General features: G+C 64.4%; 18 protein-coding genes. 12 read left to right on the top strand and 6 right to left on the bottom strand.

Annotation, left to right across the window (positions count from 1 at the left end):
- Positions 1–67: 67 nt before the first annotated feature.
- Positions 68–643, bottom strand: coding sequence for a DUF7500 family protein (locus tag ACFQEV_RS13075; protein ID WP_379696747.1), 576 nt, complete (start codon positions 641–643; stop codon positions 68–70).
- 167 nt (positions 644–810) lie between these two features.
- Here ACFQEV_RS13075 and ACFQEV_RS13070 point away from each other — a divergent pair, with 167 nt between their 5' ends.
- The 3 genes from ACFQEV_RS13070 to ACFQEV_RS13060 all read left to right on the top strand — a co-directional run bounded on the left by ACFQEV_RS13070 (position 811) and on the right by ACFQEV_RS13060 (position 2,687).
- A complete protein-coding gene (locus ACFQEV_RS13070; RefSeq protein WP_379696744.1) occupies positions 811–1,149 on the top strand; it encodes an ArsR/SmtB family transcription factor in 339 nt (112 codons plus the stop codon).
- Between the two features lie 251 nt (positions 1,150–1,400).
- The gene (locus ACFQEV_RS13065) at positions 1,401–2,072 is read left to right on the top strand and encodes an archaellin/type IV pilin N-terminal domain-containing protein (RefSeq protein WP_379696742.1); all 672 of its coding nucleotides are present in this window, start codon (positions 1,401–1,403) and stop codon (positions 2,070–2,072) included.
- Positions 2,073–2,084: 12 nt separating this feature from the next.
- Positions 2,085–2,687 (top strand): archaellin/type IV pilin N-terminal domain-containing protein, encoded by a 603-nt coding sequence (locus ACFQEV_RS13060; RefSeq protein WP_379696739.1) that lies wholly within the window; start codon positions 2,085–2,087, stop codon positions 2,685–2,687.
- 198 nt (positions 2,688–2,885) lie between these two features.
- Here ACFQEV_RS13060 and ACFQEV_RS13055 read toward each other — a convergent pair whose 3' ends face one another.
- On the bottom strand, positions 2,886–3,632 hold the full coding sequence (locus tag ACFQEV_RS13055; protein ID WP_379696736.1) for an RAD55 family ATPase: 747 nt from the start codon (positions 3,630–3,632) through the stop codon (positions 2,886–2,888).
- A 630-nt stretch (positions 3,633–4,262) separates the two neighbouring features.
- Here ACFQEV_RS13055 and ACFQEV_RS13050 point away from each other — a divergent pair.
- From ACFQEV_RS13050 to ACFQEV_RS13020, 7 genes are read left to right on the top strand one after another with little or no spacing between them, the layout of a single operon-like run.
- Complete coding sequence (locus ACFQEV_RS13050; RefSeq protein ID WP_379696733.1) at positions 4,263–5,768, top strand: flagella accessory protein C; 1,506 nt, start codon at positions 4,263–4,265, stop codon at positions 5,766–5,768.
- Positions 5,752–6,192, top strand: coding sequence for an archaellum stator protein ArlF (arlF, locus tag ACFQEV_RS13045; RefSeq protein ID WP_379696730.1), 441 nt, complete (start codon positions 5,752–5,754; stop codon positions 6,190–6,192). Before ACFQEV_RS13050 ends, arlF begins: the two co-directional genes overlap by 17 nt.
- Before the next feature lies 1 nt (position 6,193).
- Entirely contained in the window at positions 6,194–6,649 is a 456-nt protein-coding gene (arlG, locus tag ACFQEV_RS13040; RefSeq protein WP_379696728.1) for an archaellum stator protein ArlG, read from the top strand.
- Positions 6,646–7,398: an archaellum protein ArlH gene (gene arlH / locus ACFQEV_RS13035; protein ID WP_379696725.1), complete on the top strand. Its 753-nt coding sequence runs from the start codon at positions 6,646–6,648 to the stop codon at positions 7,396–7,398. The genes arlG and arlH overlap by 4 nt, the downstream gene beginning before the upstream one ends.
- Entirely contained in the window at positions 7,398–9,065 is a 1,668-nt protein-coding gene (locus ACFQEV_RS13030; RefSeq protein ID WP_379696722.1) for a type II/IV secretion system ATPase subunit, read from the top strand. The genes arlH and ACFQEV_RS13030 overlap by 1 nt, the downstream gene beginning before the upstream one ends.
- Before the next feature lie 35 nt (positions 9,066–9,100).
- Positions 9,101–10,825 (top strand): archaellar assembly protein FlaJ, encoded by a 1,725-nt coding sequence (flaJ, locus tag ACFQEV_RS13025; RefSeq protein ID WP_379699860.1) that lies wholly within the window; start codon positions 9,101–9,103, stop codon positions 10,823–10,825.
- Positions 10,822–11,877, top strand: a complete 1,056-nt coding sequence (locus ACFQEV_RS13020; protein WP_379696719.1) for a CheF family chemotaxis protein — start codon at positions 10,822–10,824, stop codon at positions 11,875–11,877. The genes flaJ and ACFQEV_RS13020 overlap by 4 nt, the downstream gene beginning before the upstream one ends.
- Before the next feature lie 913 nt (positions 11,878–12,790).
- Here the strand turns inward: ACFQEV_RS13020 and ACFQEV_RS13015 are convergent.
- Genes ACFQEV_RS13015 through cheB form a run of 4 tightly spaced genes read right to left on the bottom strand, consistent with a single transcriptional unit; the run spans position 12,791 to position 18,083 of the window.
- Positions 12,791–13,675 carry a CheF family chemotaxis protein gene (locus tag ACFQEV_RS13015; RefSeq protein WP_379696716.1) on the bottom strand — a complete coding sequence of 295 codons (885 nt, stop codon included), beginning with the start codon at positions 13,673–13,675 and terminating at the stop codon, positions 12,791–12,793.
- Positions 13,676–13,684: 9 nt separating this feature from the next.
- Entirely contained in the window at positions 13,685–14,518 is an 834-nt protein-coding gene (locus tag ACFQEV_RS13010; protein WP_379696713.1) for a CheR family methyltransferase, read from the bottom strand.
- Positions 14,518–16,914 carry a chemotaxis protein CheW gene (locus ACFQEV_RS13005; RefSeq protein WP_379696710.1) on the bottom strand — a complete coding sequence of 799 codons (2,397 nt, stop codon included), beginning with the start codon at positions 16,912–16,914 and terminating at the stop codon, positions 14,518–14,520. The genes ACFQEV_RS13010 and ACFQEV_RS13005 overlap by 1 nt, the downstream gene beginning before the upstream one ends.
- A 2-nt stretch (positions 16,915–16,916) precedes the next feature.
- Positions 16,917–18,083, bottom strand: coding sequence for a chemotaxis-specific protein-glutamate methyltransferase CheB (cheB, locus tag ACFQEV_RS13000; protein ID WP_379696708.1), 1,167 nt, complete (start codon positions 18,081–18,083; stop codon positions 16,917–16,919).
- 232 nt (positions 18,084–18,315) lie between these two features.
- Here cheB and ACFQEV_RS12995 point away from each other — a divergent pair, with 232 nt between their 5' ends.
- Together ACFQEV_RS12995 and ACFQEV_RS12990 are read left to right on the top strand one after the other, a co-directional pair.
- Positions 18,316–18,813: a chemotaxis protein CheW gene (locus ACFQEV_RS12995; protein ID WP_379696705.1), complete on the top strand. Its 498-nt coding sequence runs from the start codon at positions 18,316–18,318 to the stop codon at positions 18,811–18,813.
- Between the two features lie 188 nt (positions 18,814–19,001).
- On the top strand, positions 19,002–20,591 hold the full coding sequence (locus ACFQEV_RS12990; RefSeq protein ID WP_379696704.1) for a uracil-xanthine permease family protein: 1,590 nt from the start codon (positions 19,002–19,004) through the stop codon (positions 20,589–20,591).
- Positions 20,592–20,625 lie beyond the last annotated feature (34 nt).

Raw genomic sequence — 20,625 nt, 5'->3', positions numbered from 1 at the left:
TCAGCGATGATAGGGTGCGTCCGCACCGATTCGCCGTTCGCGCCCGCCGCCCACGTCTCGGCTGCGATTAGCGCCGTTCGGGGGGGATCCGAAGTCCGTCTCCGCCCAGCGCCTCGACCAGATCGCCGATGGAGTCGTCCGTCGTGAGTCCGTGCGTCCGCAGGACGGGGGCGAGAACCTTGGTCGGGAACGCGACGTCGGTGTCCGACGCCAAAAGGAGGATGCCCAGCACCTCTTCCGGCGTCGCGTCGGCGTTGACTTGGTTCGCGTACCACTGGACGACGTCGCCGAACGCCGTCGCGATGTCGTCGGAGAACCGTTCGCGTTGGGCCACCCGTCCGTCGAACGACGCGGTGACCGCGATGCCGTGGCTCGCACCCTTGTCCGAGACGTACCGCACCATCTGCTGTTTCGCGAAGTTCCCCCGCTCTTCGAGGGTGCGTTCCTCCTCGGCGTGCCTCGGAGGCGACTCCTCCTCGTCTACGCGCGGTTTCTCGTCGCTGTCGGTGGCGACGACGTACCGACCGTCCCGAATCTGGGCGACGCGGTCGTCGTCGGAGTAGTCGAGTTCGTTCGGACCGATGACGCCCTCCTCCCCCCGGCGGCGACGGCTTCTGTCCTCGGGCGGATTTCCGGGAGCCATGGTGCTTGGTCCCGGCGGGGGAATATTAAGCCCATCGCCGACAGTCCGCATGACTGATGTTTGAGAGATGACGGTTGTGCGCCGGGTAACGCGGGCAACGTTTTCGACTTCGAGTCATACTGGTAACCAACACATTCACATGGACCCACGACAGACCTACCCCATCTATGGAGTCTGACAGGACCCTTGCAGCGTTGGGCAACGAATACAACCCGGATATCTTACGCGCCGCGGACGAACCCCACTCGGCGCAGGAGTTCAGCGAGATGCTCGACATCCCCATCGCGACGTGCTACCGTCGCATCGAGGAACTCACCGCCGCCGGCCTCCTCGAGCTTCACGACAGGGTCCTCTCCGACGAACACCGACGGACGAACGTCTACCGCCGCGAGGTGGACAAGATCGTCATCCGCTTCGACGAGGACGACTACAACGTCTCCGTGACGGAACGCCCCGAGGTGAAGAACAAACTCGACGACGTCTGGCGTCAGATCGCACACGACTGAGTTCTCAGCGTACTCGACTCTGCCTACGTTCGAAGAGAGGCATCGACTCCTTCGTGCTACCCCCTCTCACTCCATTTCTTCTCTTGATTCGCACCCGCGTGCGCGTAGGATTTAATTGATTCGGTACACGCCCCCTAGTTATCATCTTCGAAAATCGGGCCCGTACCGTTATGTAGGATACGATGATATTCAGGATCGTAGGTCTTCACCTCCGGCGAGGGGGTGGGGGACCGATTTGGAATAACTAACCCATGTTCGAAGAAAACAACGCCGACCGGGGTCAGGTCGGTATCGGTACTCTCATCGTGTTCATCGCGATGGTGCTCGTCGCAGCGATCGCGGCGGGTGTCCTCGTGAACACGGCCGGCTTCCTCCAGGCGACTGCGCAGGACGCTGGACAGGAAAGTGTGAATAAGGTAACCAACCGCGTCGACGTCGTGAGCAAGCACGGTATGGTCAACGAATCCGGTGGCGATCTTGCCGTGGACAGCCTCAATCTGACCGTCCGCCTGGCCGCCGGGTCCGGCAGTGTGTCGCTCGAAGACACGACGATAAAGTACGTGAGCGGAACGACGGCGAAGAACCTCATCTACAAGAACGAGACGACTGCGAGCGGAACGCAGCTCCGCAGCGTTAACCGGTACAACTCCTCCGGAGCGAGCCAGGGTCTCAACAGCACTGAGTTCACCGCGTACGCGCTCGACGACGACGACGGCGCGTCGTACCCGGTCCTGAACAGCCAGGCCGACCGCTACGAGATCATCATCAACACGTCCCTCGTCGAGGAGAACGGTGCGGGCGTCTCGACCGGCGACTCGGTCAAACTCGAAATCACGAGCCGATCCGGCGGCTCCACGCAGGTCATCCTGACGATGCCCCAGCAGCTGGCAGGTCAGAGCGACAACGATCCGGTTCCCCTCTAAGGAGTGAATGACATGAGAAACATATTCAACGAAGAAGATCGCGGTCAGGTCGGTATCGGTACGCTCATCGTGTTCATCGCGATGGTTCTCGTCGCGGCGATCGCGGCGGGCGTCCTCGTGAACACGGCCGGCTTCCTCCAGGCGACTGCCGAGGACGCGGGTCAGGAAAGCGTTAACAAGGTGACGAACCGCGTCGAGGTTCTGAACACCCACGGTACGGTCGGTAACTACACGGACATCGCCAACATCACGATGACCGTCCGCCTGGCCGCCGGTTCCAGCAGCGTCGACATGGACCAGACGTCCATCAAGTACCTCAGCGACACCGAGGTGCAGACGCTGACGAACTCGACCAGCAATACCGCCGACGGCGCGTACTTCGCGCTCGAGAAGGTCACTGACGACGACGGTTCCTTCGGCGTCCTCAACAGTATGAACGACCGCTACGAGGTCAGACTCAACACGTCTGCCATCGAGGACGGTCAGGGCGGCCTCGAAACGGGCGAGAAGGTCCGCCTCGAGATCACCAGCCGAACGGGTGGCACGACGCAGGTCATGCTGACGATGCCCCAGCAGCTCGCGGGCAAGAACCAGGGCGAACCGGTCATACTCTAAGTTCGCTCCTCCCTTCGGTATCGACGACGACTACTCCTTTCATTTTCTCGCGCTCGATAGCCGAGCGGACGCTACGACGCGACGGCTCCTTCGGCGACTCGCGCCGTTCGAGCGAGCGTCTCGGCTCTCCGAAGCGTCACGGATGACCGACGACAGTCGAACGTAACCCTACCGACGTGAGAAAGAACGAAGAACCGACTACTCGAGCCCGTCTTCCTCGCCGAACCACGGCGGCGACTCGCCGACCATGGAGAACCCGGCGGCCTGCTCGTATATCTGGATGCCCCCCTGGTTGATTTCGAGCGGGAACATGGAGTTTTTGATGGACTGCTTGCGCATCTTCGCGACCCAGACGTACCGGTTGCTCGTCGCGCCCGCCGGACTCTGGATGAGGTAGATGTTCCCGTCGGTCAGGAAGTTCTCCAGACCGATCTCCGTCTCGGGGAAGATGGCCGACTGTTCGGTCGTCAGAAGCGACGTGAGACCGCTGTCTTTCAGGATGTCGATGAACTTCAGGAGGTATTGTCGCTGCTCCTTCTCGTCTTCGAAGAAGAGTTGGAACATCGTCAGCGAGTCGAGGACGAGTCGGTCGTAGTTGGTGTCCTGCAGGTCGCCGATGATTCGGTCGAGCGTCGCCGAAAAGTCGCCGTCTCGCAGGAGCGTCCGCTTGTCGTACACCCTGATCCGACCGTCCTCGACGTACTCGTCCCACTTCTCGAAGCCGATGGACTCGGCCGCCTGCCTGATGTCCTCCTCCGATTCCTCGAAGGTGAGGTAGATTCCGCCTTGGTCGTACTTGTCGACGCCGTTGTACAGGTACTGCAGTCCCAGGATACTCTTACCGGTTCCCGGATTTCCGCTGATAAGTACCGCGGCGTTCTTGACGATGCCGCCGTTGAGGATGGAGTCGAGTCCCTCGACCCCTGTCTTGACGAACTCTGGCATGATTGGGTGACTTCCGTGGAAGGTTATCGGTACGTGGGTCGGTACCCCATCCGGTTAATTCTTCTTACACTCGTCCGTCGGTCGATTCGGTGCGGCCGTCGGGATATCTGGTCACTCCACGGTCCGGCTTCGCGGTTCTCCGATATCACGTCTGATAATCGAAAGCGAACGTTCTTGTATTGCTGTAAGTACAGTAGGACCAATGCTACCTGTACCCCCGAGCCCGGAGACCCGATCCGGTCGGGAGTCGGCGCGTCACCGCCACGACGGTTCGGTGTCGTCACCGGACACGGTTCGGTGGCCCGCAGAGCATCGCTCTGCGACGTCGTCGGACGAAGTCCGACTGCTTGCCGAACCCTGTTCGGCAACGTCATCGGACGCAGTCCGATCGGCCGGCGGGCTTCGCTCGTCGGTGTCGCCAGACCGCGTCTGGCGGCCCACGGAACGCCGTTCGGCGGCGCCGTTGGCGAGGCACTCTCGTCGGTCACGTACGCGTGGTCGAACGACGTCGAGCGACGTTCGACTACCCGCCAGAGACGGTCTGGTCACGCGGCAGCGCCCCGCCTTGCGGGACGCGGGACTCCGTCTCGCATCCGCGCGCGACCTTCGACGGAGACGGAGGCGAGACGGATGGGAATGATGGACTGGATGGACGGACACGAGGAGGGCTCGCCGTCCGACGGCGAGAACACCGTCGCCACCGATGGACTCGGATTCGACGACGACCTCGACGACCTCTCCGACGACTTCGGCGACTTCGGAGACGGCGACGAGTTCAAGGACGGAGACGAGTTCGGGGACGACGAGTTCGGCGGCGGAGGCGGCGGCGGTTCCGTCGACGACTCGACGGCCGCCGAGCTCGAAGACCGCATCTCCGACCTCGAAAACGAACTGAGCGCCGTCTCGTCCGGCATGAACACCGTCCGCGAGGAGAACAAACAGATAGGGGAGACCGTCGAAGACCTCGACGACACCATCAGGAAGCTCCTCGACATCTACGAGATGGTCACCCGCGGCATCAACCCGTTCGTGGACGACGCCCGCGAGATGGGCGGCCTCGAAGGGGGCGGCGCGTTCGGCATCTTCGAGGGCGAGGAGGAAGAGGACGAACACCTCGACCCCGACGTCGCCAGCGCGGACGCCGAGAGCTTCTTCGACGAGGACTTCGGCGAGATCGACGCCGAGGCCGGCGAGGCCGAGTTGGCCGCCGAGGACGAACTCGCCGGGGAGGAGCGCGCGAGTCCGGCCGACGCCTTGGACGACGGCGACGAGAGCGAATCGTCGTCGGGCGGCGGGTCGAGCTTCGACGACCTGAAGTCCGAGTACGAGGAGAACGAGGGCTGGGACGAGGAACTCGACGAGGACGGCGGCGCCGCCGACGAACCCGTCGACGAGTCGCCCCTCGACGAGGCGGACATCGCGTCCGACGACTCCGGCGTGCCGACGACCGAGGAGTTGGTCGGCGAGTCCCCCGCGGCCGACGAAACCGACGAGTCGCCCTCCGACGGCGAGGCGAACGCCGCCGACGAGCCGGACGCGTACTTCGAGGACGACGCGGAGGACGAGGCCGGGTCGGACGACCAACCGCAGGCGTTCGAGTTCGACCACGACGCGGCGACGGAGACGCCCGAACCGGAACCGGTCGAACGGCAGCCCGCGCCGACGCAGCGTCGCTCCCAGCCCCGGTCGGGCCGAGTCGAGTCGCAGTCCGGACGCGGCGCGAACGCCGACGCGAACGAGGGACCGGAGTACCTCACCGCGCTGCCCGCGAGCTACATCACGGAGTCGGTCGCGCTGGAGTGGACTCGGTTCCTCGTCTCCGTCGGCGGCGCGATCGGCGCCGCCCGCGCGCTTCGACAGTACAGAGAGCAGGAGTGGATTTCCCGGCACGTCGAGCGGAAGATGAACGCTCACGTGCGGAACGCGGCGTCCGCGACGTCGACGAGCAGCGCTCGTCGGCCCGACGGACGGGGTCCGTCGACGTCGACGGAGGAGCCGCGGGACCTGCGCGTCGAACACCACAAGGAGAGCCTGACGTACATCAGCCGACTGGCGGGCGACGTCGCCGAGGCGCGCCTGCTCGAAGAGCTCTCCGCTCACGGTCGGAGAGGGGGTCGCGGTGGGCTTCGGCGTTAGTGGCTCGACGGCGATAATCTTCCTCGGCGTGCTCATCTGTACGGGCACGCTGTACACCGCAGCGGCAGGTACCGCCGAGCAACTGACGGACGCAGAGGAGGAGAACCACGAGCGACTCCTCGACCGGCGGAACACGGAGATAGATATCTTCAATGCGACGTACAACACCAGCGACGGAAACGGAGTCGTGATTCTCGTGAACAACACCGGTTCGACGACGCTCTCGGTTCGGGATACGACGGTACTCGCGGACAACGAGTACCAGAACGTGTCCGCCAGTACCTACGTCGAGGGGGACAGGGACACCGACCTCTGGGCGCCGGGGGAGACGCTCCGAATCGACTTGGCGACCGACGCCTCGCGCGTGAAGATCGTCACCGAGACGGGCGTTTCGGACAGTCACACCGTCACGGTGGTGAGCTAAGATGGCAGACGTCTCCGCTCCGAGCCTCATCCTCTTCATCGCCAGCCTCGTCATCGCGGCGGGCGTCGCGGGTGTCCTCATCGACACGGTCAGCGGAATCAGCAACGCGCTCGACGAACGCGGCGGAGACGTGGCCGAGAACATCGAAACCGACATCGAGATTATCAGCGATAGCGAGGCGGGTGTCTACAACGACAGCGAGAGGACGGTGACGCTGTTGGTGAAGAACACCGGGGTCAGGACGCTCCCGGCGGCCGGCGGAACCTTCGACGTCATCGTCGACTCGGAGTACCAGACGAACGTGAGCGTCACCGTCGTCGACGGAAGCGCCAACTGGCGGCCGCACGGCGTCGTCGAAGTGACGGTGTCGGGACTGTCGCTCGACGCGGGCGACCACCGCGTGAAGGTCGTCATCAACGGCGACGAAGAGATATTCAAATTCAGGACGAACGCATGAACGCAAATCACTTTTCTCTCGGACTGGCACAGCACGACCGCTTGGAGAAGGAGCTCGGCGGTGGACTCCCGAGGGGAGCCATCGTCCTCATCGAGGGGGACTACGGCGCCGGTAAGAGCGTCCTTTCGCAGCGGTTCACCTACGGATTCTGTCAAGAGGACGTCGTCACGACGCTCATCTCCACGGAGTTGGGCGTCCGGGGCTTCCTCGACCAGATGCACTCGCTGTCGTACGACGTGGTCAAGCCCCTGCTGGACGAGGAGATTCTGTTCCTCCACGCGGAGATAGACGCCTCCGGGACGCTGACCGGCGGGAGCGCGGAGAAGGAGCGAAAGCAGCTGCTCCGCCGACTGATGGACGCCGACACCGTCTGGGACGCCGACGTCGTCATCATCGACACGTTCGACGCCATCCTGCGGAACGACCCGCAGTTCGAGGCGCTCGTCCGGCAGAACGAGGAGCGACAGGCCGCCCTCGAGATCATCTCGTTCTTCCGCGAGCTGACGACGAAGGGCAAGACCATCGTCCTCACCGTCGACCCCTCGACGGTCGACGACGAAGCGATAGGGCCGTTCCGCTCCATCGCCGACGTGTTCCTCGAACTGGAGATGGTCGAAGTCGGCAACGACGTGCGCCGGAACATCTTCGTCAAGCGGTTCGCGGGGATGGGCGAACAGGTCGGCGACCGCGTCGGGTTCTCCGTCCGGTCCGGAATCGGCATCGTCATCGAAAGCAGGAGTGTCGCGTAATGCCGACGGACCACGGCTCGTCCAAGATTTCGGACGAACTGAAACAACACGCGATGCGGTGGTCCCACCTGCGTGAACACCTCAAGCGGTTCAAGCAGATCACCGGCGAGTTTCCGATGCTCATCGACGAACCGGGCGGCGACCACGAGTCGCGTCGCCCGAACATCGTCTACCACCTCGGGGGACCGATATACGCGCAGGTCTACGGGAACTTCGGCGAGACGACGAAGTACTACGCCATCGAACCCGAACTCAGCGAGAAGGAACACGACATCTTCGACCAGGTGAAGGACAAACTCCTCGAACGCTCGGTGTCGAAACCCGCACCCGAGGAGGACGTCGAGTACGAAGAGCGGATTCGGGAGCTCCTCGAGGAGATCGTCGCCATCGAAGGTGCCCGGGAGGGTCGCATCCAGGAGTTGATCCAGCGACTCGACCTCGGCCCGGTGCAGGTGACCAAGGAGACGTACGAGAAGATACAGTACCGGTTGGTGCGCGACATCGTCGGGTTGGGACCGCTCGAACCCATCATGCGCGACCCGGCGAACGAGGACATTCACGTCATCGGCCCCAGGCAGGTCGACGTTGACCACGGCGTGTTCGGCCTGCTCGAGACCACAGTCGAGTTCGACTCGAAGGGCCAGTTCGACAACTGGCTCAGAAACATGGGCGAACGAATCGGCGACCCCATCTCCGACGCGCACCCCATCGTCGACTCGACGCTTCCGGACGGGTCGCGTATCAACATCATCTACTCCGACGACGTGTCGCTGAAAGGGTCGAGCCTCACCATCCGTCAGGGCGACGACGTTCCGCTGTCGGCGTTCCAAATCGCGAAGTGGGGGACGCTGTCGCCGGAACTCTGTGCGTACCTCTGGATAGCGTTAGAGAACGAGCGGACGGTGTTCGTGGTCGGCGAGACGGCGTCCGGGAAGACGACGACGCTGAACGCCATCACGTCGTTCATCCCGCAGGACTCGAAGATCTACACCGCGGAGGACACCGCCGAGGTGCTTCCGCCGCACGACACGTGGCAGCAACTCCTCACGCGCGAAGGGCGCGGCGGCGGTTCCGAAGTCGACATGTTCGACCTCGTCGCCGCGGCGCTGCGTTCTCGCCCCGACTACATCATCGTCGGGGAGGTTCGTGGCGAAGAGGGGCGGATGGCGTTCCAGGCCGCCCAGACCGGTCACCCGGTGATGCTGACGTTCCACGCCTCCGACATCGTTTCCATGATTCAGCGGTTCACCGGCGACCCCATCAACGTCCCCGAGACGTTTATGTCGAACTGCGACATCGCCCTGTTCCAGAACCGCGTCAAGCGGGGCAACGACATCCTCCGTCGCGTGACGAGCGTCCAAGAGATAGAAGGGTACTCGAAGGAGATGGGCGGCGTCGTGACCCGGGAGGCGTTCTACTGGGACCCCGTCGAGGACGAGATCGTGTTCCAAGGGCGGAACAACTCCTTCATCATGGAGGAGAAGATCGCGACCCTCCTCGGGTACTCGGACACCCGGAAGATATACGAGGACATCGAGTTCCGCGCGGAGATAGTCCGCCGGGCCATCCAAGAGAACGTCGTCGGCTACCACGAGTCGAACGAACTGATCGAAGACTACCAGCGTGACGGCGTCGAGGGACTGCCGTTCGATATGGCGAGGGTGTGATCGTGTCGGGAGCAGGTGCCGCGGGCGACGGGGGGATGACGACGCAGGCCCAACAGGCCCGCGACTTCCTCGATTCGGTCCTCGACTCGTACGAACGGATGCCGATGGAGACGAGTCGGTACGGGCTCGTGGTTCTCCTTCCCACCACCGTCCTGTTCTTCGCGTCCGTCCTCGGGGCGCTACTGCTTCCGTTACCGGTACTCGTCCGAATCCCCATCTTCCTCCTCGGTTCGCTGATGCTGGTCGCGGGGCTTCTGTACCCGCGCCTCCTCGTCGAACAACAGCGTAGAGGGCTGGAGAACCAACTTCACCTCGTCATCACGCACATGACCGTGCTCTCTACGACCAACATCGACCGAGTGCAGGTGTTCCGCGTGCTCGGGCGCGAAGAGGAGTACGGCGAACTCGCGATCGAGATGCGCCGCATCACGCAGCTGGTGGACACGTGGAACCAGTCGCTCGACGACGCCTGTCGCCGTCGGGCCAGACAGGTCCCCTCGAAGCCCCTCGCGGACTTCCTCGACCGCCTCTCGTACTCGCTGAACGCCGGGCAGAGCATCGACGACTTCCTCCTCGGCGAGCAGAGCGCGATGATTCAGAAGTACATCACGGTGTACGAGAGCGCACTCGGGAACCTCGAAGTGATGAAGGACCTCTACCTCTCGATGATCCTGTCGATGACGTTCGCCATCATCAACGCCATCGTCCTCCCGATACTGACGGGGACGGACGCGACAATGACCATCGCGGCGGTCATCGTCCTGTTCGTCTTCGTCCAACTGGGTTTTTACTACGTCATCAGAACGATGTCGCCGTACGACCCCCTCTGGTACCACCAAGACGACTTCCGGACGAAGGCCGACCGGCAGATAGACATCACCCTCTACGGGGCCGTCGCGCTCTCGTTCCTCTTTATCGTCGTCCTCGCCGTCGGAACCGCGGGCGTGACGCCCGTCGGACGGACGATACAGGGCGTCATGGTCGATACGCCCGTTCCGCTGTTGTTGGCGACGCCGCTGACTCCCCTCGCCGTCCCCGGCATCATCGCGCGCCGGCACGAGAATCGAATCAAGGAACGCGACGAGGAGTTCCCGGGGTTCATCCGCGCACTCGGCGCGTCCGAGAGCGCGAAACAGAGCACGACGACGGCGGTGTTGAAAACCCTCCGAAACAAGGACTTCGGCGTGCTAACTCGGGAGATAGGCCGACTCTACACCCGATTGAAGATGCGCATCGGTCCGACCCGGTCGTGGTTCTTCTTCACGGCGGAGTCGAGTTCGTACCTCATCCAGAAGTTCAGCGAGATGTACAACGTGGGCCGACAGATGGGCGGCGAGCCGAAACAGCTCGGCGAGCTCATCAGTACCAACATGAGCGAGGTCATCAAGCTCCGCCGCCAGCGCGAACAGTCGACAATCACGCTCATCGGCGTGCTGTACGGCATCACCGCCTCCGCGTCGTTCGCGTTCTTCATCGGGCTGGAGGTCGTCGAGATCCTGGCGTCGTTCTCCACGCAGATGAACCTCGCCCAACTGGAGTTCGGCCAACTCATCTACGCGGGCGTGTACGACATCCCGTTCATCGAGTACCTGCTGACGCTCATCATCCTGTTCAACGCCCTGCTGTCGTCGCTCATGATCCGGATGGTCGACGGCGGGCACAAAGCGAACGCGTACCTTCACTTCGTCGTCCTCACCTGGATCGGCTGTGCGAGCGCAGTCGCCACCTCGTCGCTCGCGGGAGCCCTGATCAGCGTATGACAGACACAGACAAAGAGACGGAAGCGGACGGCTCGGGCCCCTCCCCGGCTAACGCCGAATCGAAGGGAGAAGACCTGCTCGAAGCCTATCGGCAGAAGAAGGAGGAACCGAAGACGACGGACGAGGAACGAGAACGCTCGAAGCGTCGGAACAAGAAGACGGACAACGGCGAGTCCATCGTCGTGGACTTCGTCGCGAACTTCGTCGCGGGGGGCAACGCCTCGTTCGACCCGGTGAAGGGTCGCGTCCTGATGAGCAGTCGCCGCCTCATCCTCGCCACCTCGCGGTCGAAGACGGTCATCCCCATCACCTCGGTGTTCGACATCGCGGTCGGGCAGGTGCCGGCGGAGGTCGAGGAGTTCTTCGACTACACCGTGATGGTGGGGTACATCGTCGACAACCGCCGTCAGACGACGGTCATCGGCGGGCACCGCGACACGATCGAGAAGTTCTCGCTACTCTTGTTCCGCGCGGCGCTGAACGGGTCGAAGACGATGGTCACCCACCCGGCGAAGGTGGGCGGCCGCGTCATGGACTCCCCGAAGCGCGAGACCGGACTCCACCTCGACTACGAGTCCGTCACGTTCCCCGGAAACGACTCCCTCGGCGACGGGGACGAACCGTTCACCATCGACCTCGCCTCCGTCATCTTCTTCGAGGTCATCGAACGGACCGTCGAGGAGCAGAAACAGCTCGTCCTCTCGGTGCAGCACGTCGAGAACGGACAGACGGTCACGACGGAGATATCCCTGCCGTCGCGGCGGAAGATGAACGTCCTCGGTCGGTACCTCCGACTCATCTACCACTGGATAAAGAGCGACGTGCGCGACGTGGAGGTGAGCGAGGAGGGACTGGAGGTGCTCGTCGGCCTCTACTCCACCGGACCGAACATCGACCTCGCGTCGCTCTTGGAACTCGACGAAACCGAACTGGAGGTGAAACTCGAAGAACTGTTCGAGGACGACCTCATCACCGACGACACGACGCCGTGCGAACTCACGCCGCAGGGGCGGTTCGTCGTCAACGAGGAGATAGAGGACGTCAACGTCTAACGTCCTACAATCGCGGCTTCGTCGAAATTTCGGTAACGTGACGAGACGTGCGTGCCGACGACGGAGGAGGTACTCGGCGGGGGCAACCGTTCGTTTTGGTTCGTTCGCGACGAAACGGTCGTTAGGAGAGAGTGCGATAGTTTACCAGCACAGTACAAAGTACAGGCCATCAGAACTGTCCGTGGTTTCCTATACTATTCGTCTGGTACCGACGGAGAGCCCTGGTTGAGTCTCACCGAGAAAGACCGAGCGAGGAGTGCTAACCCAATACAGATTCCTCCCAGCACGGCGAAGAAGGGAGCGAGTTCCCCGCCACTGCCTAAGACCAACGGCGAGGGAGATGAGACTTGAGAGAAGTAGTGCTATCGTGCTAAGTCGAAGAGCCACGACGGTAATCCTCCGGAGAGATTGTGGCTGAATAACTCCACCATAACCCAGCGCGACTCCGGTTCCTACTGCGATGCCGCAGTAGCTCTGAAGAACGATCACCATGTTCCCCCCGGTATTCCGGAGGTTGAACAACCCGAGACAGCCAGCGTAAACAAGAACTGTACCGAGACCGACAGCACCGACTCGACGGAGTAACCTTGTACGGCGAGAAAGGGGGAGAGCTATACTGACGAACCGAGAACTGTCGATAAGTACTTTCTCTTTACATCACGGTCGGTCGAATCGCTTCGGGAGAGGACGAAGAGACCAACTGGAACGTGCCGCGTCGATGGAAGGTGTAGCCGCCGCGGGACACCGACTTGCACCGCGAGCGAGGGCTTCGCCCGAGCCTCGCGGAAACTTTTTGGTCCAGCTTTTTTGCGAGGTTCGCGAGACGCGTTGCGTCTCGCGAGCAAACGAGAACGCGCGCGTTCTCGTGTGAGCGGTCGCGCGTAGCGCGACCCGACGAAGTAAAAAGGTGGGTTTACATCGAGGCTTGGTCGTCTTCTATCGCGTCCGCCGCGATGCTCCGCCCGCGCGCGTTGAGTTCGACCTCGTGTCGGACGCGCACCTCGTCTAAGACGTCGTGGTCGATGAGTCGGACGAACAGTTCCTCGACTTCGTCCACGTCGAGCCCGAGAAACGCCGGGATGTCGAACGGCGAGACGCCGGAGTACAGCGCCATGAGCACCTGCTTGTCCGTCTTGCTCAGGTCCAGCGCCATCTCCGTCTGCTCCTCGCCGATTCTGAGCAGCGACTTGAGGATGCCGACGGGTTGCTCCGGGCCGGAGATGTACGTCTGGACGCTCGTCCCGTCGTCGTAGGAGTGTTCGACTTCGATGACCTCGCGGGACTCCTCGCGGACCGTCCGGCGGCCCATGTTGATGTCGCCGATGTCGTCCAGTCGCACTTCGACGAACGACCCGGTGACGGTGGCGATGCTGACGGCCTCCTCCTCGACTTTCATGCGGGCGCCGACCCACTCCGTGTTCTGGACGACGCCCCCCTCGACGGCCGGGTGGCGGACGAGGAACTTCGTCGAGTTCAGCAACGCACCGTAGAGGTCGAGTTCGAACTCGTCGAAGTCCTTGGGCGCGACGAGGACGACTTCCTCGCCGCCGTCGTACCGGAGCGCGAGATAGTCGGAGACGGTCGCGACTCGCTGATTGACGTCGAACCGGCCGCCGACCTGTTCGATGGTCGAGAGCGGGAAGGTCCGCTTCCCCCCCGTCCCCGCCAGGATGAGCCGCTGGTTCGAAAGCAGGATGCGGCCGTTCGTCCAGTTGGCGTCGTTCACTTCGCGGCCGTTCCGGAGCGCCTGCAGGAACCGGCCGCTGGTGTCGCTGACTTTCTGTTCTCCGGGTTTCATCCACTCACCTCACGAGTTCGGATCGCCCGCGCTGTTTCGATAGATGCGAAGCCGTTTCTCGACCGGTTCGAACCGACCGCGGCAGGAGGGCGGTATCGTCTCCGTCATCCCGATGGTGAGATAGCCGTCGGGGGCGAGCGCGGAACCGAGCGTCTCGAAGATGGCGCGCTTGGCGTCGGTGTTGATGTAGATGAACAGGTTCCGACAGAGGACGAGATCGAACGTCTGCGGCGGTTCCTCCTGCACCAAATCGTGGTTCCGAAACGAGACCAACTCGCGGACTTCGTCGGCGACCCGGAAGGAGTCGCCGTCGCGTTCGATGTACCGTTCGTGGTCGTCCAGCGGCGACAGCTGTTCGAGCAGGTCGTTCGTCTCCGAGGCCCGATACTCGCCGCGCCGGGCCGCGCTGAGTATCGTCGGCTTGATGTCCGTGCCGAGGATTTCGACGTCCGCGGGGTCGATCCGGTCGTCGTCGTGCGCGAGCATCGCCAGCGAGTACGCCTCGCGGCCGTCCGAACAGGCCGCGCTCCACACTCTCGTGCGCCCCGAGGCGGTCAACTCCGCGAGAACGTCCCGGAGCGCGCCCCACACCTTCGGGTTGCGGAAGAAACTCGTGACGTTCACGCTCAGGGAGTCGAGCAGCGCGGTCCGTTCCTCCGCGTCGTCGAGCAACAGCGCTCGGTAGCTCTCGTAGTCGTCCACGCGGCGGCGTCGCATCCGCGCGGAGATGCGCCTGTCGAGGTAGGCGTTGTTGTACGAACTCGTGGCGAACGACAGCGACTCCTCGATGTGGTCGAGGAGGGCGAGGAACCCCTCGTCGGCCGAGAGGTCGGAGTGCCCCATCAGTCGGCCGCCTCCTCTACGTCCGTCGCGCCCTCCTCACCGGTCGAGGGCGGCGTCCACTCCCGCATCGCCCGCCTGCCTCGTTCGGGGAGTTCGAGCGTGCTCACGTCGAGGATGGGGATGACGTTCCCATCGCCGATGACCGCCGTCCCCGAGAGCCCCCGGGTTCCGCTGAGCGGTCCCTGAAGCGGCGTGACGACGACTTCTTCCTGACGGGTCACGCGGTCGCAGTGGAGTGCGACCTGCCGGTCCTCCGGCCGGATGCGGACGACCATCCCGCTGTCGGACTCGTCGATATCGACGTCGAGCGCGTTCCGGAGGCGGATGAGCGGGAATATCCGATCCTCGTGGACGACGACTTCCGCGGCGTTTATCGTCTCGACGCGCTGGCGGCGCGAGATCTCGTCGATGTACTTGATGGGAACGCCGAACTCCCGGTCGCCGACGCTGACGAACAGCACCTTGATGATGGCGACGGAGACGGGGAGGCGAATCGTGAACTTCGAGCCCTCCCCCTCCGTGCTCGTGACGTCCGCGGACCCGTCGAGCGATTCGACGGTGGTCTTGACGACGTCCATGCCGACGCCGCGTCCGCTCACGTCGGTAATCTCGTCGTTCGTCGAGAACCCGGGGTGGAAGACGTAGTCGTACACCTCCTCGTCGGGCAGTTCGGTTATCTCCTCGCGCGTCGCCAGTCCCTTCGAGACGGCCTTGTCGCGAACCGCGTCGGCGTCGATGCCGCCGCCGTCGTCCTCGACGGTGACGATGACGGTGTCGTGTTGCCGGCGGGCGCTGAGTTCGATGGTCCCGGTGCGGGACTTGCCCGCCGCCTCGCGTTCGTCCGGCATCTCGATGCCGTGGTCCACGGCGTTCCGGAGGACGTGCATCAGCGGGTCGGATATCTCGTCCAAGATGGTCCGGTCGAGTTCGATGTCCTCGCCCTCCACCTTGAAGCGGACGCGCTTGTCCTGTTCGCGCGCGATGTCGCGGACCATGCGCGGGAACTTGTCGAACACCTTCTTCAGCGGGATGAGCCGCATGTCCATGACGGTGTTCTGGAGGTTCGTCGATATCTTGTCCAACTCGTCGAGCGTGTCCAATCCGGTCTCGCCGCCGGTACCCTCGCCCTCCATCGCCTGCCGGAGTTTGATACGGCTGGTGACGAGTTGCTCGACGAGTTCGTGGAGTTGGTCGAGTTGGTCTACGTCCACGCGGACCGACTTGACCGCCGAGATGGAGCGGCCCTTCTCCTTTTTCCCCTTCTTCGCTTTCTTCTCCTCCGCCTCGGACGCCGTCGAGTCCGACGCGTCGTCGCCTCCGTCCGCGGACGACTCCGCTGCGGGGGCGTCTCCGCCGGCGTCCGCCTCGACGGCGTCGGACTCGGGAGCGTCTGCGTCCGCCTCGGGCGCTTCCTCGGCGTCGTCGGACTCGCCGCCCGAGAACGCGGCGAGGGCTTCCACGGCCGCCTCGGCTTCCTCGGGGTCTACTTCCGCCGACGGGTCGGCGACGACGCTCTCTGTGTCGTCCGTCGCCGGGGAGTCGGACCCGGCGTCCGCGTCCGTCTCGGAGTCGGCGTCCGCCTCCGGTTTCGCGCCGCCCGCATCGGCCGCACCGTCGAACGCACCCGACACGTCGGTACACTCGACGGACTCGACCTTCCAGAGGCCCGAGAGCGTCGCGTCGAGCTCTTCTCCGGGGACGTTCGCGACGAACAGCGAGAAGCCGTCCTCGAACTCGCCGCGTTCGATGCTGTCCACGTGGGGGTCCGCGCCCACGACGTCGAACTCCTCGGGGACGTTGCCGAGGAACAGTCCGGCGTCTACGCCCTTCATCTCGCCCGTGTCGAGTTCGACGGCGACGTGGTAGAGGTGGTCCGCGCCCGCGACGGTTCCCCCGTCGAGCACGTCGCGGGTCAGCGCCGCCACGTCGGTTTCGGCGGCCGGCGAAGACGAGTCGGCGGCGGCCGACCCGTCAGCGGCCGCCGCGTCCGAGTTTCCCGCCGGCGCCTCCGACCCGTCGTCGCCTTCGGCCGCGGCGCGAATCTCCTCGACAAGCTCCGTCGGGTCGGTCCGCGATTCGCCGTGCTCGTCTATCTCATGGAGGATCTCGAGAATCTCGTCCATCCCGTCGAACACGAGGTCCATGCGCTCTGCCGTGACGTCGAGGCGGTCGTGTCGAATCTCGTCCAACAGGTCCTCGACGGCGTGGGCGACCGTCGCCGCATTGTCGAAGCCCATCGCGCCGAAGTTCCCCTTCAGGGTGTGCGCCTGTCGGAAAATCTCGTCGATGGCGTCGGTGTCCTCGGGGTTCGACTCCAGTTCCAGCAGCGAGTTGTTCAGTCGGGTGATGCTCTCTTCGCTCTCGGTGATGAATGCTTGGTAGAGTTCCTCGTCCATCGTTAGTTCTCCTGTAGGCCGCGCAGGACGCCGTCAGCGACGCCCTCCGCGGGTACGATAGTCTCGACGCAGCCGGTCTCGATGGCCCGCTTCGGCATGCCGAAGATGGCTGACGTCTCTTCGTCCTGTGCGACAGTGTGTCCTCCCGCGGCGTGGATGCGACCCATCCCGTCGACGCCGTCGCGCCCCATGCCGGTCAGGAGGACGCCCGCCAGCGGTCCCTCGACCGATTCGACGGCCGAAGCCATCGTCAGGTCTATCGCGGGTTTGACCCCGTGGACCGGTTGCGTGTCGGTGAGTTCGAGCGTGAGTCGCCCGCCCCGGTCGCGGGTGACGAGCAGGTGCGACCCGCCGGGGGCGATGCGCGCCTCGCCGACGCCTATCTCCTCTCCGTCGCTCGCCTCGCGGACGTCGTACTCCGAGCGGTCGTTCAGGCGGTCGGCGAAGCGTTCGGTGAACCCCTTCGGCATGTGCTGCACCACGATGATTCGGAGGTTCGCCGCCGTCGGCAGGTCCCCGAGAACTCGTTCGACGACGTTCGGGCCGCCGGTCGACGCCCCGACGACGACCGTCGAGACGTCGGGGTACGCCCCCTCGTCTTCCGTCGCCCGCGAAGACGGGGACGCGCCCGAAGACGACGTCCGACCGGGACTCGTCGGTTCGGCCGCGTCGTCCGTCCGCGCGGGCCCGTCGGTCGCTCCGCCGGCCGTCTCGCGTTTCGTCCTGCGCGCCGCCGAGAGGTCGACCGCCGCGGCGGACCTGACCTTCTCGACCAACTCGCGTTTGACCCGCGGCATCGAGGAGGTGACCTCCCCGCCGGGTTTCGTGACGAAATTGACCGCACCCTTGTCGAGGGCCTCGAAGGTCACCTCGGCCCCGTCGTCGGCGTGCGCGGACAACATCAACACCGGCGTCGGGCACTCGGACATGATGGTCTCGACCGCTTCGAGGCCGTTCATCTCGGGCATCTCGATGTCCATCGTCACGACGTCGGGTTCGCAGTCGCCGACGACGTCGACGGCGTCGGCGCCGTTCTCCGCCTCGGCCACGACGTCGATGCCGCCGTCCTCCAACAGCGTGCGGATGAGGGTCCGCATGAACCGCGAGTCGTCCACAACGACGGCACGGGTGTTCGCGTCGCCGTTACCGGGACCGGAGACGGCGCTCATCGGTGCGACCCCGCTACCCTCGCGGGAACGCCGGGGTCTGCGGGGATCGCCCGCCTCGAAGCCGTTCGTACTCTGTTCTGTCCGCTCATCTATGGACGACGTTCCGAATTGGGCACCTTAAACGCTCCCCGGCAGGAATCACGGCTGATAATCGGGTACGTACATTTATTGGCGGCTTCGCGCCAGATACGAGCAAGCCCGGCGTCGCCGAGGCGGCGTCGGAGGACACAACATGTCGCAGAACACACAGGCCGCGAGTGCCGGAGCGACCACCGGGGCGGCGGCAGACGACACGGAAGAAGAGTCAACCCGAGAGGTGCAGGTGCTCGAGTTCAAACTCGGGTCGGAGACGTACTGCGTCGACATCGATTACGTCTCGGAGATAGTCGACAAGGGGTCGCTCACCGCGGTTCCGAACGCGCCCCACTACGTCGAGGGCGTGATGGACCTGCGGGGACGGACCACTTCCATCGTCAACCCGAAGTCGCTTCTCAACGTCGAGGGCGACGAGGACGAGTCGAAGCGCATCGTCATCTTCGACCCCGGGAAGTTCGACGACGAAGCGGCCATCGGATGGCTGGTCGACGAGGTGTATCAGGTCGTCCGCGTCGGCATGGACGACGTCGAGGAACCGCCCTTAGAGAAGGACGACGCCATCGAGGGCGTCATCAAGCGCGACGGCCACCTCGTCATCTGGATATCGCCGGTGGACGCCGTCGCGTCGGCCTGAACCGGTCGCGCCGTCTCTCTTCTGCGATTTTCTTCCCCCCGCCGAGTGACCGCCGCACGAGGGTCAGTCGCCGGCGACGACGACGCAGGCCGCCGCGCCGTCGTTTTCGCGCGTCGCGTCGGACGCAGAACGTCGGATATATGTGCGTCGATACGAACCCAATCGACAGACATGGACGGGGATGACAGATGAGTCGCGGGGGCGACTCGTCGTTCGTGGAGTACAGCATCGAAGACAAACCGCCGTTCGGAACCTCGCTGCTTCTCGGCGTCCAACACTACCTCACGATGGTCGGCGCGAACATCGCCGTCCCCCTCATCCTCGCGGGCGCACTCGGCATGCCCGCCGAGATTATCCCGCGCTTCGTCGGGACGTTCTTCGTCGTCTCGGGGGTGGCGACGCTGGCGCAGACGACGTTCGGGAACCGCTACCCCATCGTGCAGGGCGCGCCGTTCTCGATGCTCGCGCCCGCACTCGCCGTCGTCGGCGTCGTAACGGCGACGAACCCCGCCGGCCCCGACTGGCAGGCGGCGTTGCTCCAGTTGCAGGGGGCCATCATCGCGGCGGCCCTCATCGAGATCGTCGTCGGCTACCTCGGCCTCCTCGGCAAACTCCGCTCTTACCTCTCGCCGGTCGTCATCGCGCCGACGATCGCGCTCATCGGCCTCTCGCTTTTCAACACGCCGCAGGTGACCTCCGCCGGGGGCAACGTGTGGCTCCTCGCGTTCACCCTGCTTCTCATCGTCCTGTTCTCGCAGTACTTCGACACCGCCCACCGCGTGTTCCAGTTGTTCCCGGTCCTCCTCGGCATCGTCGCCGCGTACGTCGTCGCCGCCGCCCTCTCGGCCGCCGGCGTCTACGCGCCCGGCACGCCGGGGTACGTGGATTTCGGGATGGTGCTGTCCGCGCCGGCGTTCGTGCCCATCTACCCCCTGCAGTGGGGCTTCGCGGGCGGGCCGAACACGGTGACGGTCGGACTCCCCCTCGTCGGGTCCGTGGCGTTCGGCGTCCCGCAGTTCACCGCCTCCTTCTTCGTCGGGATGCTCGCGGGCGTCGCCGCCTCCATGATCGAGTCGCTGGGCGACTACCACGCCGTCGCGCGCCTCTCGGGCGTCGGCGCGCCCTCGAAGAGGCGCATCGACCACGGTATCGGCATGGAGGGCATCATGAACGTGTTCTCCGGCATCATGGGCGGGAGCGGGTCCACCTCCTACTCGGAGAACATCGGCGCGATAGGCCTCACCGGCGTCGCCTCGCGCTACGTCGTCCAGATCGGCGCGGCGGTGATGCTGTTCGTCGGCTTCGTCGGCTACTTCGGCCAACTCGTCGCCACCATCCCGGACCCCATCGTCGGCGGCCTCTACGTCGCCATGTTCGGTCAGATCGTCGCCGTCGGCCTCTCGAATCTCAAGTACGTCGACCTCGACTCCTCGCGCAACGTCTTCATCGTCGGCGTCGCCCTGTTCGTCGGCCTCGCCGTCCCCTCGTACATGGGTAACGTCGGGTCCGCGCAGGCGTTCCAAGAGGGAATGCGCGGCGTCTGGCTGTTCGGCCCGGTTCTCGGGACCCAGATCGTCGCCAACACCGTCTACGTCATCGGCTCTACCGGCATGGCCGTCGGCGGCCTGTTCGCGTTCGTCCTCGACAACACCGTCGAGGGAACCCGCGAGGAACGCGGACTCGACGAGTGGGAGGACGCCGCCGAGGCGGACGAGGACTTCGCCTCCGCCTACGACCGCTTCGTCCGAAGCGACGAACGACAGACGAAGGCCGACTGACCCCCGCCCGAACGGTCCTCTCCTCGCCGCCCCT

The organism is Halopelagius fulvigenes, assembly GCF_042662625.1.
Taxonomy (GTDB): Archaea; Halobacteriota; Halobacteria; order Halobacteriales; family Haloferacaceae; genus Halopelagius; species Halopelagius fulvigenes.
This window is presented reverse-complemented; position numbering and strand designations above follow the sequence as displayed.

Excerpts from the sequence above, each read along its gene's own strand:
- ACFQEV_RS13075 (WP_379696747.1), bottom strand. The coding sequence starts at position 643 with ATGGCTCCCGGAAATCCGCCCGAGGACAGAAGCCGTCGCCGCCGGGGG.
- ACFQEV_RS13070 (WP_379696744.1), top strand. The coding sequence starts at position 811 with ATGGAGTCTGACAGGACCCTTGCAGCGTTGGGCAACGAATACAACCCG.
- ACFQEV_RS13065 (WP_379696742.1), top strand. The coding sequence starts at position 1,401 with ATGTTCGAAGAAAACAACGCCGACCGGGGTCAGGTCGGTATCGGTACT.
- ACFQEV_RS13060 (WP_379696739.1), top strand. The coding sequence starts at position 2,085 with ATGAGAAACATATTCAACGAAGAAGATCGCGGTCAGGTCGGTATCGGT.
- ACFQEV_RS13055 (WP_379696736.1), bottom strand. The coding sequence starts at position 3,632 with ATGCCAGAGTTCGTCAAGACAGGGGTCGAGGGACTCGACTCCATCCTC.
- ACFQEV_RS13050 (WP_379696733.1), top strand. The coding sequence starts at position 4,263 with ATGGGAATGATGGACTGGATGGACGGACACGAGGAGGGCTCGCCGTCC.
- arlG (WP_379696728.1), top strand. The coding sequence starts at position 6,194 with ATGGCAGACGTCTCCGCTCCGAGCCTCATCCTCTTCATCGCCAGCCTC.
- arlH (WP_379696725.1), top strand. The coding sequence starts at position 6,646 with ATGAACGCAAATCACTTTTCTCTCGGACTGGCACAGCACGACCGCTTG.
- ACFQEV_RS13030 (WP_379696722.1), top strand. The coding sequence starts at position 7,398 with ATGCCGACGGACCACGGCTCGTCCAAGATTTCGGACGAACTGAAACAA.
- flaJ (WP_379699860.1), top strand. The coding sequence starts at position 9,101 with ATGACGACGCAGGCCCAACAGGCCCGCGACTTCCTCGATTCGGTCCTC.
- ACFQEV_RS13020 (WP_379696719.1), top strand. The coding sequence starts at position 10,822 with ATGACAGACACAGACAAAGAGACGGAAGCGGACGGCTCGGGCCCCTCC.
- ACFQEV_RS13015 (WP_379696716.1), bottom strand. The coding sequence starts at position 13,675 with ATGAAACCCGGAGAACAGAAAGTCAGCGACACCAGCGGCCGGTTCCTG.
- ACFQEV_RS13010 (WP_379696713.1), bottom strand. The coding sequence starts at position 14,518 with ATGGGGCACTCCGACCTCTCGGCCGACGAGGGGTTCCTCGCCCTCCTC.
- ACFQEV_RS13005 (WP_379696710.1), bottom strand. The coding sequence starts at position 16,914 with ATGGACGAGGAACTCTACCAAGCATTCATCACCGAGAGCGAAGAGAGC.
- cheB (WP_379696708.1), bottom strand. The coding sequence starts at position 18,083 with ATGAGCGCCGTCTCCGGTCCCGGTAACGGCGACGCGAACACCCGTGCC.
- ACFQEV_RS12995 (WP_379696705.1), top strand. The coding sequence starts at position 18,316 with ATGTCGCAGAACACACAGGCCGCGAGTGCCGGAGCGACCACCGGGGCG.
- ACFQEV_RS12990 (WP_379696704.1), top strand. The coding sequence starts at position 19,002 with ATGAGTCGCGGGGGCGACTCGTCGTTCGTGGAGTACAGCATCGAAGAC.